13 protein-coding genes are annotated in these 15,281 nt (G+C 45.4%); 9 read left to right on the top strand and 4 right to left on the bottom strand.

The features are described from left to right. Positions 1-14: 14 nt before the first annotated feature. Positions 15-1,559, top strand: a complete 1,545-nt coding sequence (gene galT, locus G590_RS0106290) for a UDP-glucose--hexose-1-phosphate uridylyltransferase (RefSeq protein ID WP_026493977.1) — start codon at positions 15-17, stop codon at positions 1,557-1,559. Here the strand turns inward: galT and G590_RS0106285 are convergent. Then, positions 1,528-2,100, bottom strand: coding sequence for a hypothetical protein (locus G590_RS0106285; RefSeq protein WP_022764828.1), 573 nt, complete (start codon positions 2,098-2,100; stop codon positions 1,528-1,530). The genes galT and G590_RS0106285 overlap by 32 nt on opposite strands. Positions 2,101-2,220: 120 nt before the next feature. Here G590_RS0106285 and G590_RS0106280 point away from each other — a divergent pair, with 120 nt between their 5' ends. The 8 genes from G590_RS0106280 to G590_RS0106245 all read left to right on the top strand — a co-directional run bounded on the left by G590_RS0106280 (position 2,221) and on the right by G590_RS0106245 (position 11,668). After that, positions 2,221-3,807: a VanW family protein gene (locus G590_RS0106280; RefSeq protein ID WP_022764827.1), complete on the top strand. Its 1,587-nt coding sequence runs from the start codon at positions 2,221-2,223 to the stop codon at positions 3,805-3,807. A gap of 17 nt (positions 3,808-3,824) precedes the next feature. Beyond that, positions 3,825-4,793, top strand: a complete 969-nt coding sequence (locus tag G590_RS0106275; protein ID WP_026493976.1) for an AIR synthase-related protein — start codon at positions 3,825-3,827, stop codon at positions 4,791-4,793. A 51-nt stretch (positions 4,794-4,844) separates the two neighbouring features. Beyond that, positions 4,845-5,333 carry an Lrp/AsnC family transcriptional regulator gene (locus G590_RS0106270; protein WP_022764825.1) on the top strand — a complete coding sequence of 163 codons (489 nt, stop codon included), beginning with the start codon at positions 4,845-4,847 and terminating at the stop codon, positions 5,331-5,333. Then, entirely contained in the window at positions 5,330-6,487 is a 1,158-nt protein-coding gene (locus G590_RS0106265) for an aminotransferase class I/II-fold pyridoxal phosphate-dependent enzyme (RefSeq protein WP_022764824.1), read from the top strand. Before G590_RS0106270 ends, G590_RS0106265 begins: the two co-directional genes overlap by 4 nt. Before the next feature lie 200 nt (positions 6,488-6,687). Further along, complete coding sequence (locus G590_RS0106260; RefSeq protein ID WP_022764823.1) at positions 6,688-7,656, top strand: glycoside hydrolase family 43 protein; 969 nt, start codon at positions 6,688-6,690, stop codon at positions 7,654-7,656. Further along, a complete protein-coding gene (locus tag G590_RS0106255) occupies positions 7,656-9,218 on the top strand; it encodes a glycoside hydrolase family 43 protein (RefSeq protein ID WP_022764822.1) in 1,563 nt (520 codons plus the stop codon). The genes G590_RS0106260 and G590_RS0106255 overlap by 1 nt, the downstream gene beginning before the upstream one ends. Next, positions 9,196-10,701, top strand: a complete 1,506-nt coding sequence (locus G590_RS0106250; RefSeq protein ID WP_022764821.1) for an alpha-N-arabinofuranosidase — start codon at positions 9,196-9,198, stop codon at positions 10,699-10,701. Before G590_RS0106255 ends, G590_RS0106250 begins: the two co-directional genes overlap by 23 nt. A 43-nt stretch (positions 10,702-10,744) precedes the next feature. After that, a complete protein-coding gene (locus tag G590_RS0106245; protein ID WP_022764820.1) occupies positions 10,745-11,668 on the top strand; it encodes an ArsR/SmtB family transcription factor in 924 nt (307 codons plus the stop codon). A 63-nt stretch (positions 11,669-11,731) separates the two neighbouring features. Here G590_RS0106245 and G590_RS0106240 read toward each other — a convergent pair whose 3' ends face one another. From G590_RS0106240 to G590_RS0106230, 3 genes are all read right to left on the bottom strand, one after another. After that, a complete protein-coding gene (locus tag G590_RS0106240; protein ID WP_022764819.1) occupies positions 11,732-12,628 on the bottom strand; it encodes a carbohydrate ABC transporter permease in 897 nt (298 codons plus the stop codon). Between the two features lie 13 nt (positions 12,629-12,641). Next, on the bottom strand, positions 12,642-13,559 hold the full coding sequence (locus tag G590_RS0106235; RefSeq protein WP_022764818.1) for a carbohydrate ABC transporter permease: 918 nt from the start codon (positions 13,557-13,559) through the stop codon (positions 12,642-12,644). Positions 13,560-13,639: 80 nt separating this feature from the next. After that, entirely contained in the window at positions 13,640-15,121 is a 1,482-nt protein-coding gene (locus G590_RS0106230; protein WP_022764817.1) for an ABC transporter substrate-binding protein, read from the bottom strand. Between the last annotated feature and the right edge of the window lie 160 nt (positions 15,122-15,281).

Below are 15,281 nucleotides of genomic sequence, written 5' to 3'. Positions count from 1 at the left end.
AATACAAAGGAGATATGATGGAAGCTGTTAAAAAGCTGGCTGCATATGCACTTGCCACAGGTCTTATTGAAAAAGAAGATATCATTTATACTGTAAATTCTCTGCTTCTTACGCTGGGACTGGAGAGCGCAGAGTATGAGATATCAGATATAGAGGTTCTTGCCGGAGAGATTTCTACTGACGAAAAAGAACTCTCAGCCTACCTTGAAGGTGTTCTTAAGGAGATCGATGATTTTGCTGTCGAAAAAGGACTGATAGAGAATGACAGTGTTGTCTACAGAGATCTTTTTGACACGAAGGTAATGGGTCTTTTGACAGAGAGACCAAGCGCTGTAATCGCAAAGTTTAAAGAACTTTATAAAAAGAGTCCTGAAGAAGCGACGAACTATTACTACAACTTCTCCAAGAATACCGATTATATCAGGCGCTACAGAATTGCCAGAGATATGAAGTGGATCGCACCTTGCGAGTACGGGGATCTTGATATTACCATCAACCTTTCCAAGCCGGAGAAGGACCCCAAGGCCATTGCGGCAGCCAGAAATGCCAAGCAGAGTGGCTATCCCAAGTGTCAGCTTTGCTGGGAGAATGAGGGATACTCAGGAAGAGTTGATCATCCTGCCAGAGAAAATCACAGGATAATCCCGGTTACCATTCAGGATTCAAAGTGGGGATTCCAGTATTCTCCGTATGTTTACTACAATGAGCACTGTATCGTGTTCAATTCAAAGCATATTCCGATGAAGATAGAGCATGACACTTTCTGCAAGCTCTTTGATTTCGTTAAGCAGTTCCCGCATTATTTTGTGGGATCAAATGCTGACCTTCCGATTGTTGGCGGATCGATCTTAAGCCACGATCATTTCCAGGGAGGACATTATACATTTGCAATGGCCAAGGCTCCTGTCGAGAGGTCTTTTACCGTAAAAGGATTTGAGGATGTAAAGAGCGGAGTTGTTAAGTGGCCGATGTCTGTAATAAGGCTTTCTGCTCCGGACTATGAGAGGATAATAGCTCTTGCGGATGTCATCCTTGGCAAGTGGAGAAGCTATACCGATGAAGCGGCTTTTATCTATGCTGAGACTGACGGAACACCGCACAACACCATAACTCCGATTGCCAGAAAACGCGGAGAAAACTATGAGCTTGACCTTGTACTCAGAAACAACATAACAACAGAGGAACATCCTCTGGGGGTATATCATCCTCACGCTGAGCTACATCATATAAAGAAGGAGAATATCGGTCTTATAGAGGTAATGGGACTTGCAGTTCTTCCTGCGAGACTTAAAGGTGAGATGGCTTCTCTTAAAAAGGCCATGCTTGAAGGCGCAGACCTGCGAGCTGACAAAGAGCTTGAGAAGCACGCAGACTGGGTGGATGCCTTTAAGACAAAATATGAGAATATAGACGAATCTAATATAGATGAGATAATTCAGAATGAGATCGGAGAGGTCTTCATGCACGTTCTTGAGGACGCAGGTGTTTACAAACGCACACCTGACGGACAGGAAGCGTTCGACAGATTTATTCGTTCTCTTCCGGCTGAAGCAGTTTAAGGATAGTTTGTCTGCTGAGGGCATTGAGGTTCTTGGCGATTGGAACGAGACCGTCCAGTTTTTTCCGGATCTCTTCTTCGCTAAGACCAAGCTTTGTCTTATACAGATCAATGAGAATCCTGTAGGTTGCAGTGATATCTGTGCGGGTCTTGACGGCAAACTCCAGGACACTTGCAGCATCTTCAAATCTGCCACGGTCATAAAGAGCCTGACCCCACTTCTGCAGTGAGCAGACAAGAGCTGTGTAGTTCTGGTCATACTGCGTAAGAGGGGTTATATTGGCTGTGCCGTATTCAAGCTTAAGATCGGTATTGCTGATACCGGTGAGATTTACAATCTTTTCATCCTTGAGTGCGGTAAGTTCATCTTCCGCAGTCTGAAGGGCGGAATCATCGCCTGCTGTTCCGAAGGGGAGAAGGTCGAAGGGAATGTGTATGTACTCCAGATTTTCAAGACTCTTTTTCCTGACATTGTTCGACGCAAGCTCTTTTTCCCAGAAGCTGGCTTCCTGCTCTTCTGTCTTTCTTGAGGTTCTGCGCATCAGTAGATTCACAACAATGCATATGAGTATGAAGCTTGCTAAAAAGGGGAATTTCATCTATAATATCCTTTCAGTAAAAACGTGGTGATTCCATTTACATAATATCACAGAGGAAGTATTATGAAAAAATTTTTTGGGGCCGTTGGAATTGCGGTTTTGCTGATGGTACTTATCCCATCAACAAGAGCATATGCTTCAGATGGCAGACAAATCGCAAAGGGCGTGTTCATTGGACCGGTTGATGTTTCCGGTATGAGCATTAGTGAGGCAGAAAGTGCAGTTACTTCATATGTAGATGAGGTTTCGACGCAGCCCATTACCCTGGTTGTCGGTGAAGGCAAGGAGCAGCAGTTCACTGGCCTGGATATAGGACTATACTGGAGTAATACATCAGTTGTTGAGGATGCGTATTCCCTTGGTCATCAGGGCAACGTAATAGAGAGATACAAGGCACTCAAAGATCTTCAGCATCAGAATCATACTTATGATATTGCCTACGGATATGAGAGAGAAACTCTTGAGGGCATAATAGCTTCATGTGCTGAGGCTTACGATCAGGAGAAGATCAATTATACACTGACCAAGACAGAGGACGGTTTTAAGGTATCAGACGGACAGACAGGATATCTTGTAGACCAGCCGGAGTCAGTATCAATAGTAGAAGATTTTATTCAGAACAAGCTCGGTGGCGGCGATAATACTGTACAGCTCTCCGTTAAGGCTGATGAGCCTCAGGGAAGCGAGGAAGAACTCGCACTTGTAAGAGATGTTCTGGGAACATACACAACAAGCTACAAGACATCAGGAGCATCGAGAAGTGCCAATGTTGCCAACGGATGCAGACTGATCAACGGATCAACAATTTACCCCGGAGAGGAGTTCTCCGTACTTGATACCATTACACCATTCACAGAGTCAAACGGATATTTTCCTGCAGGTTCATATCTGAACGGACTTGTTGTTGAGAGTATTGGTGGCGGTATCTGCCAGGTTTCAACAACTCTTTATAACGCTGTGCTTCTTTCAGAGCTGGAAGTTACTGAGAGACACAACCATTCAATGATCGTAACATATGTTTCTCCTTCGGCTGATGCAGCTATTGCAGAGTCAGGAGGCAAGAACTTTAAATTTGTAAACAGTACCGAGCACCCTATTTATATCGAGGGGTACACTACATCAGACAAGCACATTACCTTTACTATTTATGGTGTGGAGACCAGACCGTCAGGCCGTAAGGTTTCTTACGAGAGCGAGGTTCTGGAGACAACTCCGGCTTCTGCTGATGAATTTGTAACAGATCCGTCTCAGGGCGTTGGATATGTTGGAACACAGTCGGCTCACCTTGGCTACAAGGCGCAGCTTTGGAAGATTGTAACAGAGAACGGTGAGACTTCCAGAGAAGTTGTTAATTCCAGCACTTATAAGATGGTGCCCAAGATTGTTACCGTCGGAACCGCAGGAGCAGATGAGGCAGCTCTTTCACAGCTTCAGACAGCAATAGCAACAAGGGATGTCGGAACGGTCAAGGCAGTAGCAGGTGCTCTGGCAGCAGCTAGAAATGCAGCCGGAACAGAGGGCGCTGAGGCAGCCAATCAGGCAGCAGCAGATGCTGTTAATGCCGCCAATGAGCAGCTGAGAGTTCAGGCTGAGCAGGCAGCACAGGCACAGCAGCCAGAAGGTGATGCAGAATCCATCCAGACTAACTAATGCCTCCCGGAGATTATATGAGAATTGGTAAGATAACTGAGAATGCTCTTAAGCGCTCGGTTTTAAAGCTACTTAGAACAGAATATAAAGATGTTAAAAGCGCAGCTGTAGGGTCAGACTGCGCTTTTTCTTCAAATAAAAATGCATTCAGTGCAGTGGCAACTGTTACTGCGGATATTGCAGATCCCGGATTTTATGCAGTTGTGAAGGCGCTTACAGGTCTTTTCTCGCAGGGTATAATACCTGACCATGTAACAGTCTCTGTCATGCTTCCTGCAGATGCAGAGGAGAAGACGGTAAAAGACATCGTAAAGGGAGCTATAGCTGCATCAAAGCTCTGCGATGTTCAGTATTGTGGCGGACACACTGAGGTTACCGGAGCTGTGAGCAGAGCACTTGTTACAGCCTGCGCAGTCGCCGGAAGTACAGAGAGTTCCCTGGCTACATCAAAGCCCGTTGCAGGAGATGACCTTGTGGTCACGAAGTGGATAGCTCTAGAAGGTACAGCCATGCTGGCCTCAGAGAAAATGGAGGAGCTTTCTGCAAGATATCCGGTACCCTTTATCGAGGAGGCTCAGCGTTTTAAAGAGCTGCTTGATATACGAGCGGAGGCTGCAGTCGCGGTGGAGTCCTCAGTCACCGCTATACATGATGTTTCTTCAGGGGGGATTTATGCCTGCCTGTGGGAAATGTCAGAAAAAGCAGGCTGCGGACTTGAAGTGGACCTTAGAAAGATTCCTGTGAGACAGGAGACTATCGAGATCTGCGAGTTTTTTGAGGTGAATCCTTATCAGCTTACGTCGGGAGGAGCTCTTTTGATAGCGACATCTGACGGAGAAGGACTGGTAAGAAAACTTGAGCAGGAGGGAATTCCTGCAGCTGTCATAGGCTCTTTGAGAGAAGGCAATGACAAGATAATTGTCAACGGAGATGAGAAGAGATATCTCGAATCACCTCAAGCAGATGAGATACATAAGGTCTTATGACGTAATTAGTGGTATTATAGTAAATAAAGTCAGAAGGGGAGAATAACAAGAATGAGCACAAGAGAAGAAATTCTAGGTATTATTGAGAAAAACAGCCGTATAGATGTACATGAACTCAGCGTTCTTCTGGGAGCAGACGAGCTTCTGGTTGCCAATGAGCTTAAAAGCCTTGAGGATGAGGGCATCATCTGCGGATATCACACAATGATAGACTGGTCCAAGACCGATATAGAGAAGGTCAATGCCCTTATTGAGGTTAAGGTTACACCACAGAGAGGAATCGGATTTGACAGCATTGCCGAGAGGATCTACAAGTATCCGGAAGTTACCAGCGTATACCTCATGAGCGGTGGTTTTGATCTTATGGTAATCCTGGAGGGTAAGTCTCTTCATGAGGTGGCAAGCTTTGTCAGCAACAAGCTCTCAACGCTTGATACGGTCCTGAGCACAGCTACACACTTTATTCTTAAGAAGTACAAGGACCATGGAACAATTCTGACCAAGAAATATGAAGACACAAGGGAGATAGTATCACCATGAGAAACCCAATCGGAAAGAAAGTAGTAGATATAAAGCCATCGGGTATCAGAAAGTTCTTTGACATCGTCCTTGAGACCGAAGGGGCTATTTCCCTCGGTGTTGGTGAACCGGATTTCGATACTCCCTGGCATATAAGAGACGAGGGTATCTATTCCCTGGAAAAGGGACGTACCTTCTATACATCCAATTCAGGACTTAAAGAGCTCAGGACAGAGATATCAAATTATATATACAGGACTCAGGGAGTAAGCTACGACCCGATAAAAGAGATCTTTGTGACAGTAGGAGGATCTGAGGCCATTGACCTTGCTCTTCGCGCAATGATCGATGAGGGGGATGAGGTTCTTATCCCGCAGCCCAGCTATGTATCCTATGAACCTTGCGCAATTCTGGCAGATGCTGTTCCTGTTATCATCGAGCTCAAGGAAGAAAATCAGTTCAGACTGACAGCTCAGGAAGTTCTTGATAAGGTTACAGACAAGACTAAGATTCTGGTTCTTCCGTTCCCCAACAACCCAACCGGTGCCATTATGGAGAAGGAAGATCTTGAGGCAATCGCCAAGGTTGTTATAGAAAAAGACCTTTATGTCATATCCGATGAGATATACGGCGAACTCACATACAGCGGCAAGCACGTTTCCATTGTATCTCTGCCGGGTATGAAAGAGAGAACAATCCTTATAAACGGATTTTCCAAGGCTTATGCCATGACGGGCTGGAGACTTGGATACGCCTGCGGACCTCAGGCTATTATGGAGCAGATGGTCAAGATCCATCAGTTTGCTATCATGTGTGCACCTACAACCAGTCAGTACGCAGCTGTAGAGGCCTTGAGAAATGGTGATGACGATGTCGTTATGATGAAGGAGCAGTACAATCACAGAAGACGATTCTTGCTCAGCGAGTTTGAGAGGATCGGACTTCCTTGTTTTGAGCCGTACGGAGCCTTCTATGTGTTCCCCTGTATCAAGAAGTTTGGCATGAGCAGCGATGAATTCTGCACAAGACTTCTTAAGGAAGAGAAGCTTGCTGTGGTGCCGGGAACAGCGTTCGGTGACTGCGGAGAGGGCTACATCAGGGTTTCCTATGCTTATTCTCTTGAGAACCTGAAAGCTGCCATGGAGAGACTGGAGCGCTTTATCAGCAAACTTTGATGTATAATGAATTAAATATCTTTAGTCAAAACTAAAATCTCCTGCTTTTGTGAGCAAAAATGCACAAAAAGCAGGAGTTTTTTTGTGAAAAAGCGAAAACATCTAAAATAATTCATTAAAATCTAAAATATTCGTTGACTTGGGATTTCTCGCACTTTAGAATTAATCATAACAAGGTGTATTAGGAGAAATCAGACATTATGACAGCAGAAAAAGAGCTTAAATACAATGAACCGTGGATACTTCAGAGAGCAGATCCCTATGTGTACAGACATACGGACGGAAGCTATTATTTTACAGCCTCTGTTCCCGAATATGACAGGATTGTTCTGAGAAAATCCGATACTCTTACAGGTCTTGCAGAAGCAGAAGAAGTTGAAGTGTGGCACAAGCATGAGTCGGGACCTATGAGCGTTCATATATGGGCTCCGGAACTCCACTATCTGGATGGTGCATGGTACATATACTATGCAGGCGGAGACAAGGATAACATCTGGGAGATAAGGCCATATGTTCTTCAGTGCAAGGATGAGGACCCGATTACAGGGACGTGGACAGAACTTGGCAAGATACAGAGAGCAGATGAAGATGAATTCTCTTTTGAAGCATTCTCACTTGACGGTACGGTCTTCGAAAATGCCGGCGAGAGGTACTACGTCTGGGCTGAGAAGGTTGGAGTCGGAAGACAGATCAGTAATCTCTATATTGCCAGGATGCAGACACCGTGGAAGCTTGCAACGGTCCAGGTTATGCTTACAACTCCTGATTACGACTGGGAGAGAGTTGGATACTGGGTAAATGAAGGCCCTTCGGTGATAAAGCATGGAGGCAAGATCTTTTTGACATATTCTGCAAGTGAGACAGGCAAGCCTTATTGCATGGGAATGCTCAGTGCTGACGAGGACAGCGATCTTCTTGATCCTAAGAGCTGGACCAAGGATAGGTATCCGGTTCTTGAATCCGATGAAAAGGCCGGTATCTACGGCCCCGGGCACAACAGCTTTACCGTCGATGAAGAGGGAAGGGATATCTGTGTATATCATGCGAGAAATGAGGAGAATATAACAGGCGATCCTCTCTATAACCCCAACAGACACGCCAGACTGATGCCGGTTGTGTGGGACGCGGATGGCAGACCTGTATTTTCTTTTACACAGGGAGAGAAATGATGCGCGGGAAAATATATAAATGTATTGCAGCGGGATTGAGCATTGTCCTTGCTGCTCTTGGGACCGGATGTTCTTCTGCTTCTGACGGTGAGAGCATGGACCTTCCTAAGGAGGCAAGTATGGAGGAAATAGCGAAGGGTTCGGTAAATTCGGGAGCATCGCTTCATGACCCTCAGGTTATTGTGGGGGATGATGGTACATATTACTGTTATGGAACGCACATGACTGCTGCAACATCTACAGATCTTTTAAAGTGGGACACCTGGGCTGATGGGGTGAACGGTAGCAACAAGATCTATGACAATCTGCTGACCGAACCCTTTGATGCCTTTTCTTTTGTTGGCAAGAATGAGCAGAACGGCTATTCTGTGTGGGCTCCGAGTGTTATCTACAATAAGACTACCGGCAAGTACATGATGTACTTCTGCACAACCTCGTCCTACATCAAATCAAATATTGTGTTGGCGACCTCAGATAATATCGGTGGTCCCTATCATTACGAAAAGACAATAATTTACTCAGGATTCGCAAAATCTGATATAGACCTCACAAACTTTTATGAGATAATGGGAGAGGATGTTGCCACGAGAAACCGTTATGTTTCGGGTGGGGCATACAATAATCAGCTCTGGCCAAACGCCATTGACCCGGCTATGTTCTATGACGCTGATGACAGGCTTTGGATGGTGTACGGCTCGTGGTCAGGCGGAATTTTCATCCTGGAGCTTGATAAGGAGACGGGAGAGCCCATTCATCCTGAGACAGATGACGCCGGCGAGGTCGATGCATATTTTGGCAAAAGACTCATCGGAGGATTCCATCACTCTATAGAAGGGCCTTATATCCACTATGACAAGGCATCAGGCTACTACTATCTGTTTTTGTCCTACGGTAATCTTCAGACAGACGGCGGATATCAGATAAGAGTCTTAAGGTCCGAGAACCCGGACGGTCCATATGTTGATGCTAAGGGGAACAGCCTTGGCATAAAGGGAGATCTGGATTCTTATGCAGATTACGGCGTTAAGTTAATGGGCAACTACACACTGCCAAGTCTTAACGTTACCTATATGGCACCGGGTGGTCAGTCCACTTTTGAGGGGGCAGATGGCAATTTATACATTGTATATCATCAGAGATTCAAGAATAACGGTGAATTCCATTCGGTAAGGGTTCATCAGATGGCCATGAATGAAGACGGCTGGCCTTGTGTTTTCCCTTTTGCCACAAACGGTGAGACGCTTTCGGAAGAAGGGTATAAGACAAAAGACATCCAGGGTACTTTCTACGTGGTTGACCACGGCCTTGATATAAACAACCTGGTTAATGAGCCTGTGGAATGCAAGTTTGCAGACGGAAATATCACAGGAGGAATGACCGGTACCTACGAAGTAAAAGAGGGTACAAACTTTATCACTGTTAAATCCGGGGATACAACCTTTAAGGGAGTTATGGTGGAGATGACAGATGAAGCAGGAAACAACACCTTCTGCATAAGTGCGGTCGGTGACAATAATCATTCAATATGGGGAGTAAGATATGGCAAAACTAGTGATCAATGAAACAAAGAAAATGGGAGAGATAGCACCTGAAGTATACGGACATTTCTCCGAGCATCTGGGAAGATGTATTTATGAGGGACTCTATGTAGGAGAGAACTCAGATATTCCTAACGTAAACGGTATGAGAACGGACGTAGTCGAAGCCCTTAAGGAGATGCAGGTTCCGCTGCTTCGCTGGCCGGGCGGATGCTTTGCTGATGAGTACCATTGGATGGATGGTATAGGCGATAAGTCAAAGCGCAAAAAGATGATCAACACTCACTGGGGCGGAGTAATGGAAGACAACAGCTTCGGAACGGATGAGTTCATGGAGCTCTGCAGACAGCTTGGCTGCAAGACATACGTAAACGGAAATCTCGGTAGCGGAACTGTACAGGAGATGAGCCAGTGGGTTGAGTACATGACCCTGGACGGAGTATCTCCAATGGCAGACCTGCGTAAAGAGAACGGACATCCGGAGCCCTACAAGCTTGACTATTTTGCAGTAGGAAACGAGAACTGGGGCTGCGGCGGAAACATGAGACCTCAGTACTACGGAGATCTTTACCGCAGATATCAGACATATCTTCGTCAGTACAATCCTGACAGGAAGTTCAAGAAGATCGCCTGCGGAGCTAATAATAACGACTATCACTGGACAGAGGAAGTCCTTAAGACATGTTTTGATCATTCACCTGAGCACGAGCATGGCTTTATGGATCTTATTTCTCTGCACTATTATGACATGCCTTACGGATGGGATCCCAAGGTAAGTGCTACAAAGTTTGATGATGAGTGCTACTACAGAACCCTCAACAAGGCATATGTAATGGATGAGTATGTATCAAGACACTGCGATATCCTTGATCAGTACGATCCAGACAAGAAGATCGGACTTGCTGTTGATGAGTGGGGAACATGGTTCGAGGTTGAGCCCGGAACAAATCCCGGATTCCTCTATCAGCAGAATACAATAAGAGATGCCCTGGTAGCAGGCATTACTCTCAATATCTTCAACAAGCACTGCGACAGAGTCAAGATGGCCTGCATTGCACAGATGGTCAACGTTCTTCAGTCCGTTATCCTTACAGACGGAGAGAAGATGATCAAGACTCCTACATATCATGTATTCCACATGTATCGTCATCACCAGGGAGCTGAGCTTCTTGGCAGCAGCATCACAGGTACAACAGAGATCGGTGTTGAGGACGGATTTAAGGTTCCTGATCTCACAGAGTCTGTATCAGAGAAGGACGGAATCATCACTATCACAGTCAGCAATCAGTCTCTTACCGATGCAAAAGAGCTTGATGTAATATTTGCTGAGAAGAAGAGCTTTGAGATCGTTGAAGCTAAGCTTGTAGGCGGCGCTGATCCTCATGATCACAACACTTTTGAAGATCCTGAGAAGGTAGTTGAGAAGGATTTTGAGGACTATAAGACAGAAGGCGGACTTAAACTTAACATTCCTGCAGCAAGTGTAGTTGAGATTAGACTAAAATAAAGGTATAATGTTTTAATCTTATATAAAAGGGTGGGTGTTCAATATGCTGCATATCAAGTCGCTGGATGAGGGACTGGAGCTTTTTAAGGCTCTTGGTTCTGACATTCGTGTAGAGATAATCAAGATACTTCTAAATGAAAATGCCATGAACATGAATGAGCTTGCAAGTCGCCTCAATATCACAAACGGCGCACTCACAAGCCATATCAAGAAGCTGGAAGAATGCGGAGTGGTTACTGTTTCCTCTGAGGCATCCGGCCACGGCAACCAAAAGGTATGCTCTGTCCATCTGGACAAGATACTGATAGAGCTCCAGGATAAGCCTGAGAATGAGAATATCTACACAACGGATATCAAGGTTGGGCTTTTTGCTGACTACTGTGTCTATCCGACATGTGGTCTTGCAACGAGCAACAGGCTTATAGGTGAAGTTGATGACACGAGATACTTTGCTCATCCTGACAGATATGAAGCTGATATTCTCTGGTTTACCAAGGGATATGTGGAATATGCCATTCCTAACTTTGTTCCTTCCAATCAGAAGATTGATGAGATATGTATTTCAATGGAGCTGAGCTCTGAGGCGCCGGGTGTTAACAATGTATGGCCTTCTGATATTTATTTTTATCTGAATGAGACGCTGCTTGGAACATGGACATCACCCGGAGATTTTGGCGATGTAAAGGGTATTTTCACACCGGACTGGTGGTTCCCTAACTGGAATCAGTACGGACTTCTCAAAATGCTTGTGATAAATCACAAGGGCACATTTATCGACGGACTTCAGATTTCAGACGTCACCATAGATCAGTTCAAGATCACCACCAAGAGTCCTCTCAAGTTCAAGCTTGAGGTTCCTGAGAATGCTGAGCATGTAGGCGGTCTTACAATCTTTGGAAGAGGCTTTGGTAATTACAATCAGGATATTAACGTTAAGATGGCATACAGCCCTATAGAAATGCCATAAAAAAAGACAAAATAAGAGGTTAGCCTTGGATGGTTAACCTCTTTATTTATATCTTTTGCCTTATTACTTGATTCCGCTGATCGCGATGGATTCAATGATAACTCTCTGGAACAGGAAGAACAGTATCAGAGTAGGAAGCATTGCTATTACCGATGCTGCCATGATCAGAGCATAATCGCTTTGGATCGCGTAGTAGTGGTTGAAGGATCTGATAACTACCTGCAGGGTCCATGTCTTTTCGCTTCTAAGGAAAATTGTGGGAGCAAGGTAGTCATTCCATATTCCCATGAACCAGAGCATGAGCTGTGTGCCAAGTGCGCCTTTCATAAGCGGAAGGAATATCTTCCAGTAGATACCGAAGTAGTTGCATCCGTCAATCTTGGCTGCATCCATAAGGTCTGAAGGGATGCTGTAGAGATTCTGTCTCAGGAAGAATATCATGCTGACGTTTCCGAAGCATCCGGGAATGATAAGGGGTGCCAGGGAATTGGTCCAGTGAAGCTTGGTAAACAGTACGTACTGTGGGATCATAACAACCGCAAAGGGAATCATGATCGTTGCAAGAAGTGCCAGGAACAGGGCATTTTTGCCTCTGAATTCCATCTTGGCGAAGGCAAAAGCTGCAAGGGATGAAGTAAAGCCTCCGATGAGGAGCACGGGGATCTCAACCTTGATGGTGTTGATGATACCGCTTATGAACTGTCCCTTTTTCATAACTTCGCTGTACTTACCGATAAGGACCGGATCGGGAATGATTGTAAGTGTTCCTGAAAGGATCTGATTCTTGGTCATAAAGGATGTTGCCACCATGTAGATAAGCGGGAACACCATTGTTATTGCAAACAAGAACAGCAGGATAAAGATTATAATGTTGAGCGCTCTCTCCTTGGGGGATGTGACGCGGTCATTCATATAGTCTTTCTGGCTGCTTTTGGGTTTTGATAATATTGCTGTAGCCATTTGTCACACCTCCTTAGTCTATGGTCTTAACCCATTTATCCTGGCCCCAGAAGTTGATGGCCGTGATAATGAATATTATTGTCGCAAGAATTACCGCAACTGCACTCCCGTATCCGAGCTGGCCGTTGGTGAAGGCTTTTTCGTAGAGATAGAATACAACAGTTGCTGAGCTGTAGTTCGGTCCGCCGTTTGGTGTCATGACCTGAACTTCTACAAATACCTGGAAACCTCCGATGAGAGAGGTGATAAGTACGTAGAATGTTACAGGTGACAGAAGCGGAAGAGTGATGTTGGTGAATTTATTCCAGCCGTTGGCTCCGTCGATCATGGCTGCTTCATAGTAGTCTCTGGGGATGTTCTGAAGTCCTGCCAGATACAGGATTACAGTTCCGCCAAGACCCTTCCAGACCATGAAGATGATAAGTGAAATCTTGACCATGTGCTCGTCGCCAAGCCAGTTGGGACCGTGCATTCCTGTGAGTGCTTTGTAAATACCGTTCAAAAGACCGTAGTCGTAATTGAAAACCCATGCCCACAGAATAGAAACAGCAACCAGAGATGAAACCACAGGAACATAGTACATTGTGGTAAGGACTCTTTTGCCGGGAATCTTCCTGTTGAGGCCCATAGCAATGAGGATGCCCAGGATCATACCGATGGGAATACCGATCATGTAGATGATGGTTGTGCCCATGGATCTCCAGAATTTGTAATCGCCGAAGATCTTGATGTAGTTACCAAGTCCTACGATATTTCCCCAAAGGGAATTCATTCCTGTCCATTTACTGGTGCTGGCTATAAGGGCGAATACGATAGGATATGCCATAAAGAGCATGAATCCGATGAAGGGCGGCGCGATAAAGAGCCAGGCCCAGCGTTCTTCCCTTTTTGCCATGGCCGATCTGTGTACTTTAACTTTTGTTTTTGCCATTTTCTCTTCCCCTGAAAATCTTATAAAACGAGCCCCTCAGCAAAGTATACAGAGGGGCTCTGTCTGGTTCTAAGCGTTTATCAGCCGTTCTTGGTAGCTGAATTCTGAAGTTCAATAGCTTCGTCAAGAAGCTCCTGCATCTCAGGCTCTACCTGCTTGAGGTAATCCTCTACAGAGATATCGCCGTTTTTGATGTTGAATACACCTGACCAGAAAGGTGTGAACCACTCTGAGTTGTATGTGTAATCTGTCTCCTGAAGAGCTGCTGCATAGTTGTCATTACCATCGAAGTAGCCGAAGATAACGTCTACGTTTGAAGCGTAAGGAACCTTGCCACTGTTCACAGCATCCTTGAACTCGCCGTATGCAAGCTCTGTGATGTTAGGAAGCTGGATGGAAGCGCCGGTTGAGATACCTGAAACTGCTCTCTGTCCGTCAGCGTCTGTTGAAAGCTTTGAAACAAGCTCAGCGCAGAGGTCTGGGTACTCGGTTGTTGCTGATACGCAGTATCCAACTGATCCCATCCATGTATGTGATCTTCCGTCACCTGAAGGTCCTACAGGCCATCCGCAAAGATTCCACTTGTAAGGGAATGTGGCATCATCCATAAATGCTGCAACGTCCCATGTACCGCAAGCGTAGAAAGCAACCTGTCCATCGAGCCATCTCTGGTATCCGCCAAGAGCTGTATCCTGCTCAACTGAAGGTGTAAGGCCGTTCTTGGTAAGATCTGTGTAGAATGTAAGAGCCTCTGTGAGCTGAGGGTTATTGGCAACATTAACCTTGGTCATGTCGTCATTGAGGAACTTAACGCCGTTTGAATAAAGAATAGGTGTCATGCCCCACTGATCTGCGCAGGCAACACCCCACTGATCAATTTCTCCATCGCCGTCCTTGTCCTTGGTAAGAGCCTTGCATACTTCCTCGAACTCTGCATATGTGTATGGCTTGTTGGGATCGGGATATTCAAGACCTGCCTCGTCGAAGAGGTCCTGGTTGTAAGCAAATGCAAAACATGAGAGATCCTTAGGGAATGCGTAGAGTGAACCCTTTCCGATCTCGCTGCCGTCATAGCGGTAGATTTCCTGAGTTGTTCCCCAAATGCTGCTGATAGTAGCATCGTCAACATAGTTGTCGAGTGGAAGGATGTATCCGTTGTCTACATAAGAACGAACTGCTGCAGGTCCTACATAGAATACATCGGGCATATCGCCTGCTGTCATGTTGGCGATCATCTTCTGGTTGTATTCATCCTGAGTTGTAACCTCGAATACAACTTCCTTAACCTGATCCTTGTGCTCTTCAACGAACTCATCGATGAGCTGCTGATAGATTTCCTTCTCGTGCTCCTGCATGTAAAGGAATACATGGATGGTCTCGTCGCCCTCACCTGCGAGTGTCTCGGTTGATGACTCTGAGGTGGTCTCAGCTGCTGCTGTGTCTGTCTGAGTTGTGTCAGGAGTAGCTTCGCCTGCTTCCTCAACAGTTGTTGTTGAGCAGCCTGCAAGAATACCCATTGACATGCAGCCAGCTAATAGAATACTCAAAACTTTCTTCTTCATAGCAAATCCTCCTAAAAAAATTGCGTTAACTAGCATCTGTTATAGCAATTTTACTAAACAGGATATTTGGGCGTCAATGGGTATTTTAGATTTTTCTTAAATATTTTAAATTTTTGTCGTTTTACACAAAAAACTAAAGTTGTTTTTGTTAATCTATAAA

Origin of the sequence: Butyrivibrio sp. XPD2006 (genome assembly GCF_000420865.1) — a bacterium.
Classification (GTDB): Bacteria; Bacillota; Clostridia; order Lachnospirales; family Lachnospiraceae; genus Butyrivibrio.
Note: the sequence above shows the minus strand (reverse complement) of the source record. Positions and strands in the feature narration are given on the sequence as shown.

Coding starts and splice junctions, on each gene's coding strand:
- G590_RS0106230 (WP_022764817.1), bottom strand. CDS start 15,121: ATGAAGAAGAAAGTTTTGAGTATTCTATTAGCTGGCTGCATGTCAATG.
- G590_RS0106245 (WP_022764820.1), top strand. CDS start 10,745: ATGCTGCATATCAAGTCGCTGGATGAGGGACTGGAGCTTTTTAAGGCT.
- G590_RS0106270 (WP_022764825.1), top strand. CDS start 4,845: ATGAGCACAAGAGAAGAAATTCTAGGTATTATTGAGAAAAACAGCCGT.
- G590_RS0106235 (WP_022764818.1), bottom strand. CDS start 13,559: ATGGCAAAAACAAAAGTTAAAGTACACAGATCGGCCATGGCAAAAAGG.
- galT (WP_026493977.1), top strand. CDS start 15: ATGATGGAAGCTGTTAAAAAGCTGGCTGCATATGCACTTGCCACAGGT.
- G590_RS0106240 (WP_022764819.1), bottom strand. CDS start 12,628: ATGGCTACAGCAATATTATCAAAACCCAAAAGCAGCCAGAAAGACTAT.
- G590_RS0106260 (WP_022764823.1), top strand. CDS start 6,688: ATGACAGCAGAAAAAGAGCTTAAATACAATGAACCGTGGATACTTCAG.
- G590_RS0106275 (WP_026493976.1), top strand. CDS start 3,825: ATGAGAATTGGTAAGATAACTGAGAATGCTCTTAAGCGCTCGGTTTTA.
- G590_RS0106285 (WP_022764828.1), bottom strand. CDS start 2,100: ATGCGCAGAACCTCAAGAAAGACAGAAGAGCAGGAAGCCAGCTTCTGG.
- G590_RS0106250 (WP_022764821.1), top strand. CDS start 9,196: ATGGCAAAACTAGTGATCAATGAAACAAAGAAAATGGGAGAGATAGCA.
- G590_RS0106255 (WP_022764822.1), top strand. CDS start 7,656: ATGCGCGGGAAAATATATAAATGTATTGCAGCGGGATTGAGCATTGTC.
- G590_RS0106265 (WP_022764824.1), top strand. CDS start 5,330: ATGAGAAACCCAATCGGAAAGAAAGTAGTAGATATAAAGCCATCGGGT.
- G590_RS0106280 (WP_022764827.1), top strand. CDS start 2,221: ATGAAAAAATTTTTTGGGGCCGTTGGAATTGCGGTTTTGCTGATGGTA.